Consider the following 20651-nt stretch of genomic DNA (forward strand, 5'->3'; position numbering starts at 1 on the left):
CCACCCTCACACGGTCATTAGCGACAAAGTATTCACAAGGTTTATTATTCACATTCATTATTGTTTTCCATTAGAGTGAACTATAGCGTTCGCGCAAACGCTGCCTCACCACTTCAGCAATCGTATTAAACACGAAAGTGAAAATAAACAGCACAAAAGCAGCTAAGAATAATACTCTGTAATGTGAGCTGCCTATTGCCGACTCTGGCATTTCTACCGCAATATTAGCCGCCAATGTTCGCATGCCCTGAAAGACACTCCACTCCATAATGGCCGTATTACCTGTCGCCATCAGTACTATCATGGTTTCCCCTACCGCTCGTCCAAGTCCCATCATAACAGCGGAGAAAATGCCAGGACTGGCCGTTAACAATACCACTCGAGTCAATGTTTGCCAGGTGGTAGCACCTAACGCCAAGCTGCCATTAGATAAATGTCGAGGCACAGAAAAAACCGCGTCTTCAGCTATCGAAAAAATCGTGGGGATCACCGCAAACCCCATAGCTATACCGACCACTAAAGCATTACGTTGATCAAAAGTAATCCCTAGTACATCAGTAATATAAAGTCGAGTATCACCACCAAAGAAAAGCACTTCCAACGCTGGACTAATTGCAAAGGAAAACCAGGTAATAAAGCAAATAACGGGTAATAGTAATAACTCTTGATAAGTATCTGGTAGTCTCTGCTTCCATTTAACAGGCAATTTATACCAAGCAAAAGCCGTTGAAAGAATCGACAATGGCATGAGAATCAAGAGGGTTAAAATGCCAGGAAGATGGTCTTCTATTAATGGCGCCAACCAAAGACCTGCTAAAAAGCCCAAAATCACCGTTGGTAAGGCTTCCATAATTTCAATCGTCGGCTTAACAATGGCACGTACTTTGGGCGACATAAAATATGCCGTATATATTGCTCCAGCCAAGGCTAATGGTGTGGCAAATAACATGGCATATAACGCTGCTTTTAACGTGCCGAAAGCCAAAGGCGTTAAACTCAACTTTGCTTCAAAATCATCCGATCCCGACGTGGACTGCCATAAGAATTTAGGCTCAGGATACCCTTCATACCAAACCTTATCCCACATTGCAGTCCAAGACACTTCTGGATGATCATTTTTCACACTGAATAAATGCAACTTATGATTAGACTCAACCACCAAGGCATTCGCTCTTGGACTAAAGCCTACGGCTGTAGGCTGACTTAAATCGACATTTTCTGCATCAAAATTTTTTGAAAATAACTGACGTTGGCTCGTCGTATACAATAATGATAACCTTCCAGCCTTATCAACTGTTGCAAATCCTTTGCGGTAAAATTCACTGGCAATGACACCCGATTGACCTTCTATATTGAAATCCCTGATCCCTTGATATTGTCGACCTTTTGCTCCATTCACTTGAAAATATTGCTGAATAAGTCCATCATCGTAACTCACCAGTATTGAGCTCGCCCCTGCCAGTAAACTCACACGACTCACATTCACTTTTGCTCTACCCAGCTCAAGCACTTGCATCAAAGAAATCGCATCAAGATCACTGATGTTATAGACAAACAATTTGTTATTTGAACGAAGTAATAATTGTTTTTGATCCGGTAGCATTAACTGTTGTTGTACCTTAACCGGCGCATCAGGCAAAATAGATTGAGTCGAGTGCCACTCAACCTCCTCCGTCATCATATTCTCTTCACCTTCTTCACGAATAAGATGCCAAACTCCCTCTCCATCCTGATAAACAAAACTCATTTTGTCATCAGAAAAATCAAATGCCAAATGTGCAATGCCCCCGCCTTGCGCATCTAATGTGAGCGGCAAATTTCCTGCAGGATAACTCAATTGCGGTGTAATGGTTTTCTTGTTGTTGGGATAACTGACGTTAAAATCAACGCCGACTAACATGAGCTGTCCATTACTCAAACCAAGAGCAAACAATTGCTTACTGGCAACCGAAACCGCACTGGATACCACCGAAACCCCAGTAGGTATACTAACTTGCTGCTCACTGATTAACTGACCTGTTTTTGCGCTATAAAAATCCGCACGCCCCTGAGTAGACACGCGATATAACACTTGATTTTGCTCATCTGTCCCCACCATGAGTGCGGACGTTTTATCCGCTTCATTAACACTAATCACAGGAACAACATTAGCACCATCAAAAATAGGCTTAATCACATATAATAAGTAGAAAAAAATCAGTAATAATGCGACAAAAACCATAGTGCCGCCTAAAGTGACACTGGCTTGCGTCAATCTATCTTTAATCGCTCTTCGAGTACTGCCATGGGCAAACAACACATTTTTAGTAGCTAAAGCAGACTGATTTCCCATTAAAAACCTCTATTCTTGTTATAACCAGTCAACTTTTAACTGGGATTATCTCGGTGACTATGTTAACAGTAATACAGAGCTAACAGAGTGAAACAAATACGCATGTTAAGCGCTGCATTATATGACGCAAAAATGACACTATTGTTACAGCGTATAATTAAGGAGTAACATGAAAATGTTAAGATATTTAATAACATTACAAGCCACTGATAAAGAAGGATTAGTAGAGGGAATTGCGAATAAAATAAGTCACTATGGCGGCAATTGGTTAGATTCTGAAATGCGTTCTATCGATGGTATTTTTGCCGCGATACTTCAAATAGAATTACCACAAACACATTGGTGTGATCTTCTCGAAGACTTATTGGCAATCGACACCCTATCGCTAACACATTCACAAACAAGTAAAATAGAAACGGAATTAAAACCCATACACTTTCGCTTAGTCGCTTATGACCGTATTGGTTTAGTGCAAGATATTTCAAATAAAATACATGCATTAAACATTAATATTGAGCGTCTTAGCACTCAATATGAAACCGCAAGTCATACGGGCATAGCCTTATTTCGAGCTGACTTTACCGTAAGCATGAAAAATGAACAAGAAGAAGAACTCACTCAAGCTCTTTATAAGATAGGAGACGATGTCGTCATCGATAGAATAGAAGAATAAGAGAATGGTATTGATGATACCCAAGTGAAATGACGGGGCGAGTTTCACTCGGAAGTGGACATATACCTACTTCCGCATAAAATGCCCCTCCACCGTCATTCTTTTAGTGATAAAATATGCCTTCATTCAAATAAAAAATGAACAATGTTATGTTAGGAACACTAAAAAAAATGTCTGCCAAGCTCGATGACAATCAACTTGTGCATTATCGCCTTCCTGTGGGTGATCAATTCCTTGATTTAAATCCGTTGATAGGACAGCATCTTACACTTAATCATACGGGTAATATTTTTTGCTGTCATTGCGGGAAAAAAACAAAAAAAAGTTACTCTCAAGGCCATTGCTATGTGTGTATGCAGAAATTGGCCAGTTGTGACATGTGTATAATGAAACCTGAAACCTGTCACTTTGATCAAGGCACTTGTCGAGAGCCCAGCTGGGGAGAAGCTAATTGCTTCACCTCACACTATGTCTATCTCTCTAATACATCTGGCCTTAAAGTCGGGATCACACGACATACGCAAATTCCCACTCGCTGGATTGATCAAGGAGCAACTCAGGGTCTACTGCTCTTTAAAGTGGCGACTCGATTCATTTCAGGTTTAGTCGAAATTGAATTAGCAAAAATGATCGCTGATAAGACTAATTGGCGAACGATGCTCAAAGGCAATGCAGACGATCTCGATCTAAAAGAACAAGCACAAGATCTTATTCCAAAAATCCAAAACCAACTTCAACACATCACCGATATCCATGGTTCACAAGCCGTTGTGCCATTAAATGTAGATAGTCAAAAAATTGCCTTTCCTATTGATATCTTTCCAACGAAAATTAGCTCCCATAACTTTGATAAAAATCCAACGGTCAGTGGTATTTTACAAGGTATTAAAGGCCAATACTTACTTTTTGATACTGGCGTCATTAATATTAGAAAGTTTTCATCTTATGAAGTAACTGTCTCCACTGATTAATCCTTTATAGCCAGTGCTAATCATTATGATGTACTGGCTCATTGCTTCCCTTCACTGCTGCCCTTTTCAATTTCAATACCGCTATTACTTTTTAATTTAACATCTATTTTTACAAACAATCTGGTATGACCACCGTTTCGACAAATCAAATCAGCACCTTGACTCCAGAAAGGCTCTAAGATTTAAACTTAGCGTTAAAAACATAAAGATCAATAATTTAAAAAAAACACTTGTTTAAAACAGTGTGAGACATTCAAAAGCTTAATTTTGAAAGATAAAAATAAACATTGCCCCTTTATATATTTTGCCTTACTAATATATAGGTTGCAACTTAGTAACAATAAAACAGATAAATTACAAGATTGTGACAAAATGTTTTTTTTATTAACTGCAGTACGATATTTTTGGGGAATATCATGAAAAAATGGATGAAAGTCATTTCAGTATTACTACTATGTTTTACTGGCGCAAGCTATGGAAACAATAATACCACCGATACTCAATATCCCATTGTAATGGTTCATGGGTTATTCGGGTTTGATGATATATGGGGGTTGGATTATTTTTACGGGATCCCTCAAGCACTAAAAGAAAAAGGAGCAGATGTCTATATTGCTTCCGTTTCACCTTCTAATACAACCGAGGTCAGAGGCGAACAACTCAGAACCTATATTCAAGGCGTCATCGCATTAACAGGTAGTGAGAAAGTCAATATCATTGGTCATAGCCACGGCGGTCCTACGGCGCGATATGTGGCCAGCGTAAGTCCAGAATTAGTCGCTTCGGTGACTTCTGTCGGTGGCGTCAACTGGGGGAGTACTTTTGCCGATGTGGCAAGAGGCGCAGTCCCTTATGATTCCAGTCTAGAGTGGGTTATAGAGCAAGCATTTGATTCACTTGCTAAGGTGATAGCAGGACTGTCTGGCGCAGGAGATTTACCCGCAGACAGCCTAGCAATGGTTGACTCACTCACAACAGAAGGTTCCATCGCATTTAATCGTCAATATCCAGAAGGTATGCCTACTCGATATTGTGGTGAAGGTGAAATGCTCGCAAGCAATGGCGTCCACTATTTTTCATGGTCAGGTGCCGATCCTATGACCCATGTTCTAGATGCTGGTGACTATGCATTATCATTAATCAGTTTATTATTTAATGAAAAAAATGATGGACTGGTCTCTAGCTGTAGTTCACATTTAGGCAAAGTGATACAAGACGATTATAAAATGAACCACCTAGATGAAATTAATCAAGTTTTTGGATTGGTCAGCTGGTGGGAAACCAATCCGGTGAATATCTATCTTCAACATGCCAAATACCTTAAAAATCTAGGATTATAATATGAGCTTCCTACAATCAATAGGACACTATAAATACCTCATTATTTTGACATCATTGATTGTAGGTTTTTTCCTGTGGAATAAGTCCTTAATATCAGGTCATCCTATAAAGGCCATCATCAGCCAACCAGTAGACCATTTAGAAAAGAAAAAAAGTCATATTAGCCAAAATAATATAATGCAACAAACCACTCCTGTCGGTACTGAGCTCACCATTAATCGATTGCTGCGCTCCCATTTTGATGACATCATTTTTGACCTTCATAAGACAGAAAATTTAACAAGCTTTCCAACCAATGAACTAACAGCTTTAAGCCAAAAATTAACACTTTCATTTAACGCAAAAAAAGCATTATTTGATCTTTTTTCTCGCTACAGGGATTACACTCAAGCCATAGCTCAAATGAAACATCAGGGCCCAGACTTAGGTGAAAAAATAGACTTAGATGAAACATATTATTTCATAAATCAAGTTAATATCTTACAAACTGAATTTTTTAATGACATTGAAATAGATGCTTTTTTCAAGCAAGACACTCAATATGCAGAACAAACTTTAGAACGTATTGCCATTAGACAAGATCCCAACCTCACTAAAAAGCAGAAAGCGGAATTAATACAACACCAGATCAATCAACTCAATGACAAAGAGCGAAATGCATTACAGCCCAGTTTAGAGGCCAATAAAATCGCAACATATATCAACAATGGCCATACTCCAACGCTAAATATGGATCCTGATGCTATTTTAAGAGCAGAGAAAATACAAAGCAGTAACCAAAAATGGAAAGAAAAAGTCCAACAATACCAACATTTCATTGATGAAAAAAAGAACAAAGGACTCACTCAAGATATCATTTCGCATAAAATTGATGTTTATTTAAGCAAGCACTTTACTCCAAATGAGCAGAAGCGCCTCAAGGTTTTCTTAGCGAATCCAACATTATTAAATCACTCAATGAATTGATAGAGTCAATCAATTAAAATGAAGCAATATCATAGTATAATTTCATTTAAACTAAGTGTAGATATTAAAAATATAATACTTAGTTTAAATACCATAACAAAAAAATTCAGGTCAACACCTGATATATCCTTATTGATATAAACGATATTCTTCCGATCATTAAACGATAAGGCCTATTTAGGGCCAATGATGACATAAAGCATATGGATTTGTACTCATCAATAGATACAGTGAATAAAACTTAGTAACATTAAAAACACACGCTTCAAATAAGATTGCTTTTCAAACAATCTACCTAGCCAGCTCATCAATACATTACCGCTTGAATGCAAAGAATTGAAAACGAGATATTTAATAAAACAAAACACCCCCTTTCTTTTATTTTTTCATCACTCGAATAAGCGTTACACAAATCAAACCATAAAAATCAAACAACAACATATAAGACCATAAAATTTAACATATAAAGAAATAATTATTTAAATTGACATAATAAGATAAAAAATTAAGCATTATTCACAAGTCATCAATCAATTAAAAAACTAATTTCATGTTGATTTGACATAAGCGAAAAAAGAGAGTTAAATGCAATTAATTATCACCTTTGATACAATTTAATCTTCTTGATTACATGCTAAAATAAATAATACTTCAGCTTTCGATATATTAAGCAACAAGATCACATCAATGATTAACGTTGCAAGGATAAAGTAATGACATTTGCCAACAAAAATATAACTAAGCTCTTCGTTGTTGACGATCATTCACTCATTTTTGATGGATTAAGAGGCTTCCTCTCTTCTTATCCAGAGTTCGAATTTGTCGGCTTCGCTGAAAATGGTCTATCTGTTTATGATAAATGTTTAAAACTTCAACCCGATCTTATTTTTATCGATCTCAAACTGCCTGGTATGTCTGGAATAGATGTTATCAGGCAATTAAGACAACGTTGGCCTGAAATGATGATTATTGTGTTAACCGCCTCCGTAGATGAAAAAAGTGCCAGAGAAGCATTAGATGCTGGTGCAAACGGCTATGTCATCAAGAACAGTCCAAAAAATACATTACTCGCAGCAATAAAATGCGTCGCCAGAGGAAAAGTATTTTTAGACCCTAGTTTGAACTCAAAACAGGTGGAAGCGCTTAAAGACGTATCAGACGGGGATATTCCTTTGTTAACACCAAGAGAAAAGCAAGTATTAAAGTTGATTTGTGAAGGCTTACGTAATCGCGATATTGCTGAAAACTTAGTGATCAGTTTAAAAACAGTAGAAACACACAGAATGAATCTCATGCAAAAGCTAGACGCTCATAATGTCGCTAACCTTATCCAATGGTCACAACGCATGGGAATGAACTCACTTAGCCATTAACCTTCACGGTTTTATTCAGTTACCAAGCCACTCAGCTCAAGTGGCTTGGTAGAACCACTTTAACCCGTTAATGACCTTAGATTATTGACGCCTCCCTTCCTTGCTCAAGCATTCGCGTCAATTCGATAATGAGTTTATTTTTTTAAATTCATCATCAAGCGTATGGGTATGAATTCACTTAGCCATTAGCATTAACGTCTTTATTCAGTTATCAAAAGCCACTTAAAGTCACTCAGTTCAAGTGGCTTAAGAGCATCACTTTAACTTTTCAATAAATGTATTTAACAAGGCAAATTGTTCGTCAAGTAAATACCCACTCTTTGCCAAATCAATCTCTAATTGCTGAGCGGCACTTGTCATATCAATCATTCCAGCGACTCCTGCACAACCTTTTACTTGATGCAGTATATCAGCCAAACTTTCCCAGTTTTCTTCGGCAATATCACGTTTTCCTTGTTGAAGCATTCGAGTCAGTTCTGTAATCAGTTTTTCTTTTAAATCATCATCAAACACACTAAAAATAGAAACCTCTGTTTCATCAATAATGTCGAGAGTCACATCTCGATCAATTTGTATTTCAGCGACCCTATCAAGCATGTCCCTCAACTTTTCCAATGTCACAGGTTTAGTCAAATAATCATTCATTCCAGCAGCAATGGCATGCTTGTATTCTGTTGGTTCAGCATTGGCTGTTAATGCTAAGATCGGACAATCAGTATCAAGAATATTGTCATCTACTCTCCATTTTTCAGTGGTTTGATAACCATTAAGGCCCGGCATTCTAATGTCCATTAAGACCAAATCAAAAATCTGCCGCTTCCCTTTTTCTAATGCTTCCGTTCCAGAACTGACTAAAGTGACATCTTGTTTTAATTCAGCCAACATCTTGCCGATAATAATTCTATTTGTTTCAACATCATCGACCAATAATATTTTTAATTTCCACGGGAGAAAATGAGTCGGGCTCTCCTTTTCTTCCGATAAAGAGCCACCTTGCTGTAACTCTCTAAGCACTCTTAATAAACGTCCAGGTAGATAATTAAGTTCAGAATTAGCCAATTCAGGTAATGCTTCGTCGACAGGATCCGCTCCCCATTGTTTTATCTGCGCATGGAGAAAATTAGGCGCATGAACGCGCTTGTAAAGTAAACAAATAGGCTGACTCGCCTCTTCTAAAGGTAACATAAAAGTAAATGTTGACCCTCTTTGAAATTCACTCTCGACTGATAATTGCCCTCCCATAAATGAGGCTAAACGAGTCGAAATAGGCAAACCTAATCCAGTGCCCATTTCTTGATGATAAGTCTGTGCAAAAGGTTCAAATATACGAGAAAGATCTTGTTTTCTGATCCCCATTCCAGAATCTGTTACATGAAAAAAAACAGACGTATCATTCGCTTCAACATCCAACCTAATTAAGCCCACATCCGTAAATTTTACCGCATTTCCCAATAAATTAACCAATACTTGTCTCACCCTAACTGGATCAAAGTAGGCTTCTTCTGGAACATTTTTATGTAAAAAACATTGCAACTTAATTTGCTTATGAACAGCGCGAGCAGAAACCGTACACATTGCATCATCAATCATTTGTAGTATTGATGTCATTTGCTTATTTAACTGAATTTGATCCGCTTCAATCCGAGAAAAATCAAGTAAATTATTAATAATTGAGAGTAATGAATTCCCACAATTAAAGGCCGTTTCAACTAAATCTTTTTGTTTAACCGATAACTGAGTCTGGCCTAATAGCTCTAATGAACCATTAATCCCATTTAAAGGCGTTCGTATTTCGTGACTAATACTCGTCAAATGCTCAGTCTTGCGTTCTGTGGCTTTTTCCGCTTTTAGTTTAGCAATGCCCAATTCAAGTGTTCTACGTTCAATTTCTTTTTCAAGATTATTATAATTTTCCTTAATGGTATCTAATAACCGATTATAAGCTGTTGCAATTTGATCTAACTCTTTAGTACTGGATGCAGGAAGGCGCCTATCTAAAGTATCTTGAACATCATTGGTTATAATATCAACAAAATGACCTAAAGGTTTGGCGACATGGTACCTCAGCGCCATCAGTAAAATAACCAACATAACGAATAAAGAAATCAATGCCCAAGGTAACTCTCTAAATATTGGTGCTAAAGCAATCCTCTTAACATATTCATTTGAAATGAGCGTAACTTGTAGCCAGCCAGGTCCCTTAATTCTTTCTTTTATAACATGAAAACCGGGAAAATCCGTCTCATTTAAATGACCTTCGATTAAATAATTTTGCCTATTATATTGCTCAGTAAAGTGTTTCAACTTTCCCTTTGTCATTACCTCAGGAGATAACGAAAAAACTTTGCCGTTGGGGATCAGAAAAAAGCTCAAGGCTTCAGGGCTCATAATACCAAAAGAATTCAACGCAATAACAGGCTCAAAGTTAATCGTAAAACCAATTTGTAAAGCATTCGGATCATTAGGTCGTTCTGAATAGCTAAAACTTAAATTATAAGATTTAGTTCCCTTATCCCATATAGGCTCCCCCCAACGGATCCCTGCAACCGACTCTTGCTTTGATAACATTTTTAAAGCTTTTACTCGTGTGTTAAAAACGGCATCTGATGTATCAGTTTGAGCATATAAGGTTATGCCTTTTTCAGGCTGTATGATGAATGTATCGATATAATGGTGTTGTCCAGCACTACCAAATGTCTGTACAAACCACATATTCATCACATCTTGATAATTTTTTGAACCATTGGTAAAAGGAAAGTATCGGGACACAATGCCTTTAGTATCAAAAATTCCAATCTTAGAAAAACTCCGATGTAACTTGGACAATCTCTGGACATCTTCAATAGCGTCATTAAAAAGGCCTGTAATCACCTGAGCCTGTAAATGATTAGCTTCTCCAAAAGAAGCCAACTTTTTATCTAACAAGCTCGAATAAGTATTGTGATAAGAAACGGTTTCTATCATTAACCAAAGTGAAACAAGAATAGTTGTAAAGGCAACAGTTAGTTTTATTGTTAAAGATGTCTTCCACATTTTTCTAACCATTATGATGCCACCCCAATACAATAAAACAAACCCAATAATAAAACACATCAACACAATATAACCAACAACCAATTAGCACCTACTTATCTCAATCATATCGACCCGAAATAAAAACAAAAACAACAAATAACAAATAACAAATAACAAATAACAAATAACAAATAACAAATAACAAATAACAAATAACAAATAACATAGTAAAAACAAAACTAAAATAGGTTAAAAAAATATCAATTAGTCAACACCTTAAAAAAATTGTTTAATTTCACCTCTTACATTTTTTGTATTATCTACCATTTTTCCTTCAATCTCCTCAATATTTAGCATGACTATTGTATAATAGTCATACCACTCAATAAAACCTAAAATTTCACAATTTATCGAGCTAAGGTGTTCACCTGATAGGTCTTAAAACCATTTCATCACATACTAAGCCTATAAAAACGTTATCATGAGATAAAGAATGATTAATCGGCTTATTAATACTGGTATTTTACGAGTAGAGAAAAATGAATATTCTCAAAAGAAAGCATTTTTGGCTGATAAAGAAGCCATACTCATCGATAAAAAAACAGCTGCATCTATCGGTATTATATTAACGCCAAATACAGCGAATCTTCCTCTATGGGCCACACAAGCCACTCTATTGCTCGTCGCAAGCAAAGAAAGCCACGATACTGCACTTGAATACCGTAATGACAATTGGATGCTTTGGCATTATTACGATATTCATCATGATGATGAAGAACTTGAACAAAGAAGTATCAAACACCTTGCACTCGGTCGTTTTCTCGAAAATGGATTAATTGATTAACCCTTCTTATTTCACAAGGGAAACAATATGAAAAAAATAATTGCTAGTCTCCTGATCTTTTATTCCTGCTTAGTTCAAGCCGCCCCGTTAACCGATATTAATTGGCAAGGCGAACCCTTCATGCTCTTTAGCCGAGGTACACCTTTAGCGTCAGTTATTCGAGACTTTGCTAGAAATTATAATGTCCCTGTGGTGGTGAGTGATCAAGTCACAGATCAATTTAGCGGTAAAATTCGTCATCAAACGCCTGAAGAAATTCTAGCTGAACTGAGTCGCTATGGAATAAGCTGGTACTACGTTAATGGTGTACTCTATGCCAATAAGGTTCACGAACTCAGTAATACGCTGATCCCTCTCAATACCCTGACCCCAGAAAGGATCAAACAATATTTATCTAATGCGCAAATACTCGACGATGATGTTTGTAGCATTAACTCTGCACCAGGTATTCACGCCATTGAAGTATGGGGAGTGCCTGAATGTTTAAGCCGAGTATCAAAACTCACAAGACAATTAGATGCCAATGTGACAGAACAATACCAAACCCGTCCTGAAATCGGCCTATTTCCGCTAAAATATGCTTCAGCGAATGACACGGTTTACGAGTATAGAAATCAAAATGTCACCGTTCCAGGAGTCGTTTCGATCCTCAAAGAAATGACAAACAATATGAATAGTAATCCGCTGGGCACAAATTCTGCAGAAGCAATTCACAGTAAAAGAACGGCTTTTTCAGCTGATCAACGCAAAAACGCCGTCATTGTCAAAGGAACGGCAGCTGAAATTGCCTCTTACAGGAACCTGATCCAGCAATTAGACACACCTACTCCCATGATAGAAATTTCCGTTTCTATTATCGACATCAATGCTTCTGATTTTAAACAACTTGGCATCGACTGGTCAGCCTCTGCAGGAAGCGTTTCATTTAATAATACCGCCGCTAGTGCCAGCACTAGTGTATCAACCATTATCAGTGACACCGGCGATTTTATGATGGAAATAAATGCGTTAGAAAAAACATCTAAAGCCAAAATTCTATCTCGTCCCTCTATTGTAACTTTAGATAATGTACAAGCCGTACTCGATAGAAATATCACTTTCTATACAAAAGTACAAAGCCGGGATGTTGCCAGTCTAGAATCCGTAACAACAGGATCCTTGTTAAGAGTCACACCACGCTTACTTGAAGAAGATAATCAAGAAAAAGTCATGTTATCTCTTAATATTGAAGATGGACAACAAACTTCTTCTATCAGTAGTGCTGAGCCCTTACCTCAGGTCGCCAGTTCAGAAATTGCGACTCAAGCCAAACTCAAATCAGGGCAAAGTTTATTAATCGGTGGTTTTGTTCAAGATAAAGATGAACTCGTCAACAATAAAGTCCCTTTTCTTGGAGACTTACCCCTCATAGGTGGGCTTTTTAGAAGCGAAGAAAGAAATATACAGAGAGTGATCCGTATTTTCTTAATCAAAGCTCAGCCAATCAGCCTCAGAGATTAATAATATGGCGTTACAGTACAAATTACTCTGGCTTAATGGGCCATTAAAAGGACGCGAGTTACAATTACCCTCAGGTCAATTAACCATAGGTCATGATGGTGACATATTAGCAAACTTAGATGGCACAGACGAAATTACACTTAATATCAATGAGACTGATATTAAGCTACATTCTCATGTATCAGGGCATATTGATGCTGAAGAAAGCACATTTGAATCGGCCTTACCTTATCATAAAGCCATTGAAGTGGCTGGTGTTGCTTTTGCTATCGCGCCCATTGATGAGCCAATAGCGATTTCTGAACTCCCTTCGACACAAGTCGTTAAAATAAAAAAAACAGCCAAAACAAAGTCCCAACAAACTCATAAAATCCATTGGGGCTTACTCATCGTAGCACTCATTATCTCTTTATTAATCGCTTACATGATCACATTAGCTGCACCCGAAAAAGAACCTAAAAAAACCATACAACAATGGACAAATGGACAAGTATCTCAATATGGACTCCCCCATATTACTACCGATTGGTCCTCTGACACGCAAGTCACTATATCAGGATATTATGATGATACTCAAAAGTTTAACGCATTCACAGAATCACTCAAAACAAAAAATATTCGATTAATACAAGATGCTGTTTATATCAAGCAGTTACTGAACAATGTCAGAATGATATTAACAGAAAACCATTATACCAATTTACAAGTGACCCCAAACAAAACGATCCCTGGAAAAATCAACATTTCTGGCGCCATTCAATCTGGTGAGCAATGGGATAGAACAGCAAAAATGCTAAAAAATATCAATGGGTTGAAAGAGTGGAAAGTCACTAACCAAGCGAGTAACCAGGTGAAAGTTCTCATTGAGAAACTCAGAAATAAACATTTATTAGAAGGGATCATGATCACTCGGGCCAATGAAACAATTCGAGTTACTGGTCAAGTTAATGATCAAATTGAAACGGCCATCAATCATATCATTACACAAATTAAAACAAGTCATCCAAGTACATATCAAATTCAGTTTCTTAATATTCCGATACACGATGAATTAAACAAATTATTACCTTCAGAGATTGTCAGTATCGGCGGAAACAGTTCTTCTCCTTATATAGAGCTAGCTAACGGAGACAGGCTATGGAAAAAAACACGACTTGATAATGGATATATTATCAATTTTATTGATGAATATGGCATTGACCTTACCAATAAAGGTGAAGTCATTCATGTTCCTTTCATTTTTTAACCAAGGATCTCACATGCCAAGCATTACTTCTTTAGAAGAAAAAATAAAAAAAAATGAACATGCAAGAACAATTTATTGCGAACAACTCAATCAACTCACGCTCAATATGTCACAACAAAAAAACATACATCATGAAACTTGGTATGAAGCCATTAACGCTGCAGAAAAAATCATTAACACTTTAGATTCACGCTATCGAAAACAACAAAACAACAGACTGGTCTAACCAGATTAAAGCAGTAAACTCATTTTTCGATATAAATAGCCTATAAAAAGAATACTATTTAACCATCATATAGGAGAAAAGTATGAACACATCTACCCCTGAAGATTTAAAAGCCATGATGAGAGATCTCGAACAACGCAAGAAAGAATTAACAAAACACTTTGATGAATTTGAACTACTGCAAAAAGAGATTCAACACTTAAATCGACGTGCAACAAGTGGTGATGCAGCTTCTATTCGTAAAGTAACAAATTTAACGCAAGCTTTTCCAAATGGTTTTTCACAGCAACAACAACAAATACTTGGAAAAGCAAAAGCAATAGAAAAAAACTTTAAAACAATAAAAAATCAATTTCAAGAAGTAGAAAAAAACACTAAATCACTCAAGAGCAATAAAAAAGTACAAGAAACAAATAGTGAAAAAAATGAAGACGTCATCAATAAACCCAAACGCAAAAAAATAAAATCATTTTGCTGAATAAGCAATAACGTTATTGCAAATAATAACAATCGGATTGTAAAACTACTTAACAGTTGAGAATAATAATGGCAATCGAACCCCATAAAAGTGGACATATCAGTATTATTGATAAGGACCGTTCTGACGCTGCTAAATTCCAAATAGCAAGCCGCGGCGATCCTATGTTCTCAAAAGGTATTGCCGTTTTATATATGTTTTTAAATCTTTTATCTGAAATGGCAGATATGCAGTATCAGAAAATGCAAGATAAATCTGATATTACTCGTGAAGCGCAAAGTATGGCTAACAAAGTTGATAGCCAAATCGCAAATGTCGCTAAAAAGACAGATGGCACTGAGGTCCTCTCAGACGATGTTTATCAGTATATGTTAGATAATAACATTACTGTTGAAGGTCAAAGCATTAAAGATTACGCGACTCAGCCTGATGAAGAAATCACAACCATTGTCCCCCAACGCTCCATGGTTCAAGACGGCCGTTTAACAAAAGATTTAAGATGGGAAACACTTTTTGTCGAAAAAACAGAGACTATCACCTATCCAGAAGGACAAAAAGCACTCGACCAAGGTGAGCTTCAAGCAGTCAAAGCGGCATTAGAGACCGTATCCAATCAAGCTTCTGATTATGTCTCCCAATCTCAATTACAACTTCAAAAACTCATGCAAACTTATAACGTTACTGTGAGTTTAATTAACAGTATGCAGACATTAATGGCTGATATGAATAAATCCATCGCCCAGAATATTCGCTAATTAAATAAGTCAACTATCGATTCATTAGGAGCATCTATGTCAGCAGTCAATAATACACACTCAATACAAGATCAAAACAGAACCAGTTACCAACAAAACTACATTGCTCGTCAAGGAGATAATGTATTATCTGGCGGTATTGCTGTGCTTTATATGTTTATGAATTTGCTCTCTGAGATGGCTGATTCTATGTACGCCGATATGCAAGCACAGTCTGATATTACCCGTGAGGCACAAAGTTATGCCAACCGCGTTGATAGCGCTATAGCGGAAGCAGCTAAAAAGGGCGACAAAGGTTCATCCGCTATTGATTATGATACATATCAATATATGTATGAAAATAACATTACCGTTGAAGGACAGCCTATTAATGATTATTTAGGTTATCCCCAATCTAACGGTTTAATGACAGAAACTAAATTGAGCGAGCTTAAGCAAGATCAGGGCGAACTGCAAGCCATTAAAGCCTCTTTAGAAACCGTATCAAACCAAGCTTCTGATTACGTCTCGCAATCTCAACTGCAACTGCAAAAACTCATGCAAACTTATAACGTTACTGTGAGTTTAATTAATAGCATGCAAACATTACTGGCCGATATGAACAAGTCTATCGCGCAAAATATTCGTTAATCATTTTTAAAGGACTCATTATGTCAACCACAATAGGTAGCACTCATACTATTCGCGATCAAGACAGAACAGATTACCAGCAAAATTACATTTCCCGTCAAGGCGACAATGTATTATCTGGTGGTATCGCCGTACTTTATATGTTCATGAACTTACTCTCTGAAATGGCCGATTCCATGTACGCCGATATGCAAGCACAGTCTGATATTACCCGTGAGGCACAAAGTTATGCCAACCGCGTTGATAGCGCTATCGCAACAGCAGCAAAAGATGGCGACAAAGGTAAAGCGAGCATTGATGCTGAAACTTATCAGTACATGAAAGACAACAACATCACCATCGAAGGCAAAACCATCGACGATTACCTTGGTGTTACAGACTCAACGGGAGCAACAGCAAAAAAATTAGACCAAGGTGAACTGCAAGCCGTAAAAGCCTCACTAGAAACCGTATCAAATCAAGCCTCTGATTATGTATCGCAATCACAATTACAGCTACAAAAACTCATGCAAACTTACAATGTCACTGTGAGCTTAATTAACAGTATGCAGACTTTACTTGCTGATATGAATAAGTCCATTGCACAAAATATACGTTAATAGGCTCACTAGAAAAGCAACATTAGAGGCGTTTATGCAACAACAAGAATTCGATACTTTACAGCAATTTTTAAAACGTGGAGGCTCACTGACCATGCTAGCCGATACCAATCCACAAGACTTAAGTACCTTATATCAATATGCATTACAACTCATGAGTTGCAATGATTTTGAAGCAGCGAAGCGCATCTTGTATTTACTTATGCGCCTAGATCACTGGAGTTATGATTATAACTTTAACCTTGGGATCTGTTACCAACAAACAGGCGCCCATGAAGAAGCCATTTTTTGTTTTGGGCGCGCAGGAACCATTGAAGTCGATAAGCCATTTAGCGCCTATCGAGCGGCCCTGAGTTATATCCAATTAGGTAACTTAAAAAGTGCCCAAAATGCCCTTGAGTCCGCCGTTATTTGGTGCCACAGCCATGCTCAGTATGCCGATATTAAAAAAGATGTTGAAAATCAGCTTAAAACTATAAAAGGGGCGACACAATGACAACCAGTGTTCAAAATGATACCAGTAACATAGTTAATCCCGCATTCATTAATGGGGTTGATCAAACACAAGCTGCAACAAAAGCAGGGCTGCCGACTTGGCAAAACAACTCTAATGCTGGAGTCCAGCAACAAACCCAGAAAAATGCCAATGTCAGCATGAAACAAGCTGAGCAAGCGCTACAAAATATTTTCAGGCAGTTTAATGCATTAATCGATCAAGCCGATAACACCGATCCAGATGCTCAGCCGTCAAAAATATCCATGAGTCTGTCTATTTTAGAAAAGACCTCCATGGATAGCATGATGCTCATGGCCACAAACTTGGGGCTAGCTACGTTTTCTAATTCCGCAGAAGCTGCTGCGAAAACCATGAAAATACAGACCGAAACACAAACTTTCTTAAAAAATCAGCAAGTCAAAGACTTTCAAGAGCAATTAGCTGCAAATATTGAAGCCGCTGATAAGGCCAAAAAAGGTGGCATAATCCAAGTGGTCTTTGATTGGGCCATTGCCACAGCAGAGGTCATTTATGGCGCGGTTAAAGTCGCGGGTGCCATCGCTACGGGCGATGTGGTCGCAGGCGCCGCTGGCGGAGCTTACATCATGGCAGGCCTTGCGGGTATGGTTAAAGCCACGGCAGAAACCCTTATTCTCATGGCTGATGAGCTCGGACTGGATGATAAAGACATCGAGAAACTCAAAAAAGTAGCCGATATTGCCGGAAAAGTGCAACTGGCCATGGAAATCACCGCTGCCGTTGTCGACTTATTCCAAGCTGGAAAAGCCATTTATGCCGCTCGTAGTGCCACAACAGCCACCCAAACCGCAATGACTCAAGCTGCTCCTCTAATAGCCCAAGAAGCAACAACTGCCGCCGCAGCACACGGCGCTTCAGCTGCGACACAAGCAGCAGCAAAAGAAGCAGCAACCCAAGCTTCAAAAGCTATTGCAGAAAATGTAGCTCAACAAGTCGCCCAACAAGTTGCTCAGCAAGTTGCCACCGAAATGCCAAAAGCCGTTGCCACTGAGGTAGCCAAAGCCATGGCTAAAAAAATAGGCCAAGAATTTGCAGAAGAAATCACTCAAGAATTAGTGCAAGAAGCCATTAAAAGGGTAGTACGAGAAGCCGTAGAGGAAGCAGCTAAAGTTGCCATCAACAAAGCCGTGGAACAAGGCATCGTTATGACCACTCAAGAAATTACTAAGCTAGCTGTAAAAGAAGCCGCTGCTGGTATGACCAAACTCGCTATCACAGCTGCCACATCAGTCGTATTCGCTACCCTTCAAGGTACGGCATCGGGCGTAGCAAAAGTCACCACAGGCGCTATCGATATGGAGCGTGCGGAACTGCAGAAAAAAATTGATGAGCTCATTCTTGAACAGGATTTTCTGCAATGGTGCTATCAATGGTTTGACGATATGAAAAAGTACCAAACCAAAATGTTAGAAGAGGCTGTGAGTAAACAAGGCGATACCCTAAGTAGCGGCTCTCAAAGCATTATGGAATCCGGTAGCTTACAAGCCAAAATAGCCAGTACCACAGTTTAATTTATTTTAATAACACTTATTAAGAGGTCAATCATATGACAACCCCTATCGATACAAGTCAATCTCCCGATCACACCAGTGGCATTAGCTACGGTGGCTACAGCACTGGCATGAATGCTATTGCAATGATCAATGAAATCATGGTGCAAATGCAAGATTTATTAGAAGAACTTCGCAATATGATGCAAGAGTACAGCCAATCTCAAAGTGATTTAGGCTGGGAAATCCAAATGGCAGGGATAAAAGAAAAGAAAGCTGGAATAGATGATGCCTATGATGCTGCGATAAAAGGCGCTTGGGCCACAATAGGCTCAGGTGCTTTATCAGTGGTAGGTTCCACTATTGGAGCAATAGGTGGAGCAAGCAGTAGTTCAATGACCCAACATATATCAAAATCAACTTCGGCTCTTTTAGACGCTGGTGGGAAAGTCACAGAAGGCGGTTTAAAGCTGGATCTCGCTGAAGACACCAAAAATGCCGATAAGAAAAGGGCTGATGGCGATCTAATTATGACGGGTGCGCAACAATACGCTAAAAATATCAGTGAACTAAGGGATCTTATTCAACAAGTTCGTCAGCAATTACAATCACTCACCAAAGATTTAGTGGAAGTAAAAGCCAAGATGGACAGCTCAGTGAATATTCGTTAAGTCCACTTCATTCCATTTAATGAGCCAATGAATATCATTGGCTCTCTTGAGGAAAAAACATCATGGATCCTGTAACACGTTACCTCGCCCGCCAAGGCATTAAAACTACAGATGATTATTTCAAAAACAGTGCTCTCCATTGGGGGCAGCGCTGGGAACATCCAATGTGGTCATTAGTTTATCGAGTTGAAAAAGATGTGCTCATTTTTTGTGAATTTAAAAGTAAAGGCGATCCTGTCGGCATTAGCAGCGCCGTCTCTCAATTTATCAATAAAATACGCGTACTGCGCCGAGATATAAAGGAGATCAATGAAATCAGAGGATTAATTCTAGAGGATGGCGGCTTGCCCGAAGAAAGACTCACTCGACAAACCTTTAGAAAACAATTTCTGTTACAAGGCGGTAAAGAAAGAATGATTGATGGCGATAATTGGCTCGTTTACTGAACAGAGTAAAAAATTACACCCATACATAAGCATAAATAACAATAAAATTGTGACTCAAAGTCGAAAAAATTTTTATGATAAAAAGTGATGAGCCACCTTAACAATGAATAACCGCAGGAAATAGTATGAGTAACATCATTAACCTACAAACCAACCAAGCTTTCCATATATTAGCTGAAGCTTTTTTCAAACACCAATCATTGCCCTATCAACGCAGTGATATGTATGATCTTGCCCTCTCCTTACCCGGCGAAGAAGCAACCCCGCTTGTTCTGATGCCACTCAACCAGAACACTGGCATTTTGCTCAGTAAGGTCTCTTTAGATTCAACCATCGATGAAGAGGTTTTACGTTTCTTTATGACACGAAATCAGTTTAACCAACAATCATGTATTCAATATGCCCTTAATACCGATCAGGATGGCAACACTCATATTATGGCGCAAAGTCAATTTAACCTTCAAGCCATAGAGCTACCTGATCTAATCAATATTTACGAAAATTACATTACAGAACTCACACTGATTTCCCGTCAACTAGAAACACTAAAGAGGGCATAA

20 protein-coding genes are annotated in these 20651 nt (G+C 38.1%); 18 read left to right on the forward strand and 2 right to left on the reverse strand.

Annotation, left to right across the window (positions count from 1 at the left end; all coding sequences use genetic code 11):
- Positions 1-70: 70 nt before the first annotated feature.
- On the reverse strand, positions 71-2332 hold the full coding sequence (locus tag Q0779_RS16040) for an ABC transporter permease subunit (RefSeq protein ID WP_298774042.1): 2262 nt from the start codon (positions 2330-2332) through the stop codon (positions 71-73).
- Between the two features lie 175 nt (positions 2333-2507).
- Here Q0779_RS16040 and Q0779_RS16045 point away from each other — a divergent pair, with 175 nt between their 5' ends.
- The 5 genes from Q0779_RS16045 to Q0779_RS16065 all read left to right on the forward strand — a co-directional run bounded on the left by Q0779_RS16045 (position 2508) and on the right by Q0779_RS16065 (position 7656).
- Positions 2508-3005 (forward strand): ACT domain-containing protein, encoded by a 498-nt coding sequence (locus Q0779_RS16045; RefSeq protein ID WP_298774084.1) that lies wholly within the window; start codon positions 2508-2510, stop codon positions 3003-3005.
- A gap of 149 nt (positions 3006-3154) precedes the next feature.
- Positions 3155-3976, forward strand: coding sequence for a DUF2797 domain-containing protein (locus Q0779_RS16050; protein ID WP_298774043.1), 822 nt, complete (start codon positions 3155-3157; stop codon positions 3974-3976).
- Positions 3977-4392: 416 nt separating this feature from the next.
- On the forward strand, positions 4393-5316 hold the full coding sequence (locus Q0779_RS16055; RefSeq protein ID WP_298774044.1) for a triacylglycerol lipase: 924 nt from the start codon (positions 4393-4395) through the stop codon (positions 5314-5316).
- Between the two features lies 1 nt (position 5317).
- Positions 5318-6283, forward strand: a complete 966-nt coding sequence (locus Q0779_RS16060; RefSeq protein WP_298774045.1) for a lipase chaperone family protein — start codon at positions 5318-5320, stop codon at positions 6281-6283.
- Between the two features lie 713 nt (positions 6284-6996).
- Positions 6997-7656 (forward strand): two component system response regulator, encoded by a 660-nt coding sequence (locus tag Q0779_RS16065; RefSeq protein ID WP_298774046.1) that lies wholly within the window; start codon positions 6997-6999, stop codon positions 7654-7656.
- 255 nt (positions 7657-7911) lie between these two features.
- Here Q0779_RS16065 and Q0779_RS16070 read toward each other — a convergent pair whose 3' ends face one another.
- Entirely contained in the window at positions 7912-10689 is a 2778-nt protein-coding gene (locus Q0779_RS16070; RefSeq protein ID WP_298774047.1) for a two component system sensor kinase, read from the reverse strand.
- Positions 10690-11164: 475 nt separating this feature from the next.
- On the opposite strand from Q0779_RS16070, the gene Q0779_RS16075 reads away from it, so the two are divergent.
- The 13 genes from Q0779_RS16075 to Q0779_RS16135 all read left to right on the forward strand — a co-directional run bounded on the left by Q0779_RS16075 (position 11165) and on the right by Q0779_RS16135 (position 20651).
- Complete coding sequence (locus tag Q0779_RS16075; RefSeq protein WP_298774048.1) at positions 11165-11515, forward strand: hypothetical protein; 351 nt, start codon at positions 11165-11167, stop codon at positions 11513-11515.
- Between the two features lie 27 nt (positions 11516-11542).
- The gene (locus Q0779_RS16080) at positions 11543-13015 is read left to right on the forward strand and encodes an EscC/YscC/HrcC family type III secretion system outer membrane ring protein (protein WP_298774049.1); all 1473 of its coding nucleotides are present in this window, start codon (positions 11543-11545) and stop codon (positions 13013-13015) included.
- 4 nt (positions 13016-13019) lie between these two features.
- Positions 13020-14261: a type III secretion system inner membrane ring subunit SctD gene (gene sctD, locus Q0779_RS16085; RefSeq protein ID WP_298774050.1), complete on the forward strand. Its 1242-nt coding sequence runs from the start codon at positions 13020-13022 to the stop codon at positions 14259-14261.
- 13 nt (positions 14262-14274) lie between these two features.
- Entirely contained in the window at positions 14275-14487 is a 213-nt protein-coding gene (locus Q0779_RS16090; RefSeq protein WP_298774051.1) for a hypothetical protein, read from the forward strand.
- Positions 14488-14569: 82 nt separating this feature from the next.
- Positions 14570-14965 carry a hypothetical protein gene (locus Q0779_RS16095; RefSeq protein ID WP_298774053.1) on the forward strand — a complete coding sequence of 132 codons (396 nt, stop codon included), beginning with the start codon at positions 14570-14572 and terminating at the stop codon, positions 14963-14965.
- A 68-nt stretch (positions 14966-15033) separates the two neighbouring features.
- Complete coding sequence (locus Q0779_RS16100) at positions 15034-15720, forward strand: secretion protein EspA (protein ID WP_298774055.1); 687 nt, start codon at positions 15034-15036, stop codon at positions 15718-15720.
- 36 nt (positions 15721-15756) lie between these two features.
- Positions 15757-16350, forward strand: coding sequence for a secretion protein EspA (locus tag Q0779_RS16105; RefSeq protein ID WP_298774057.1), 594 nt, complete (start codon positions 15757-15759; stop codon positions 16348-16350).
- A gap of 20 nt (positions 16351-16370) precedes the next feature.
- Positions 16371-16949: a secretion protein EspA gene (locus tag Q0779_RS16110; protein WP_298774059.1), complete on the forward strand. Its 579-nt coding sequence runs from the start codon at positions 16371-16373 to the stop codon at positions 16947-16949.
- Between the two features lie 34 nt (positions 16950-16983).
- A complete protein-coding gene (locus Q0779_RS16115; RefSeq protein ID WP_298774062.1) occupies positions 16984-17445 on the forward strand; it encodes a CesD/SycD/LcrH family type III secretion system chaperone in 462 nt (153 codons plus the stop codon).
- Positions 17442-18995 (forward strand): type III secretion system translocon subunit SctE, encoded by a 1554-nt coding sequence (sctE, locus tag Q0779_RS16120; RefSeq protein ID WP_298774063.1) that lies wholly within the window; start codon positions 17442-17444, stop codon positions 18993-18995. Before Q0779_RS16115 ends, sctE begins: the two co-directional genes overlap by 4 nt.
- A 35-nt stretch (positions 18996-19030) precedes the next feature.
- Positions 19031-19645, forward strand: a complete 615-nt coding sequence (locus Q0779_RS16125; RefSeq protein WP_298774064.1) for a hypothetical protein — start codon at positions 19031-19033, stop codon at positions 19643-19645.
- Between the two features lie 62 nt (positions 19646-19707).
- Positions 19708-20091, forward strand: coding sequence for a secretion protein (locus Q0779_RS16130; RefSeq protein ID WP_298774065.1), 384 nt, complete (start codon positions 19708-19710; stop codon positions 20089-20091).
- 125 nt (positions 20092-20216) lie between these two features.
- Positions 20217-20651: a hypothetical protein gene (locus tag Q0779_RS16135; RefSeq protein ID WP_298774067.1), complete on the forward strand. Its 435-nt coding sequence runs from the start codon at positions 20217-20219 to the stop codon at positions 20649-20651.

The organism is uncultured Shewanella sp. (assembly GCF_947491715.1).
Classification (GTDB): Bacteria; Pseudomonadota; Gammaproteobacteria; order Enterobacterales; family Shewanellaceae; genus Shewanella.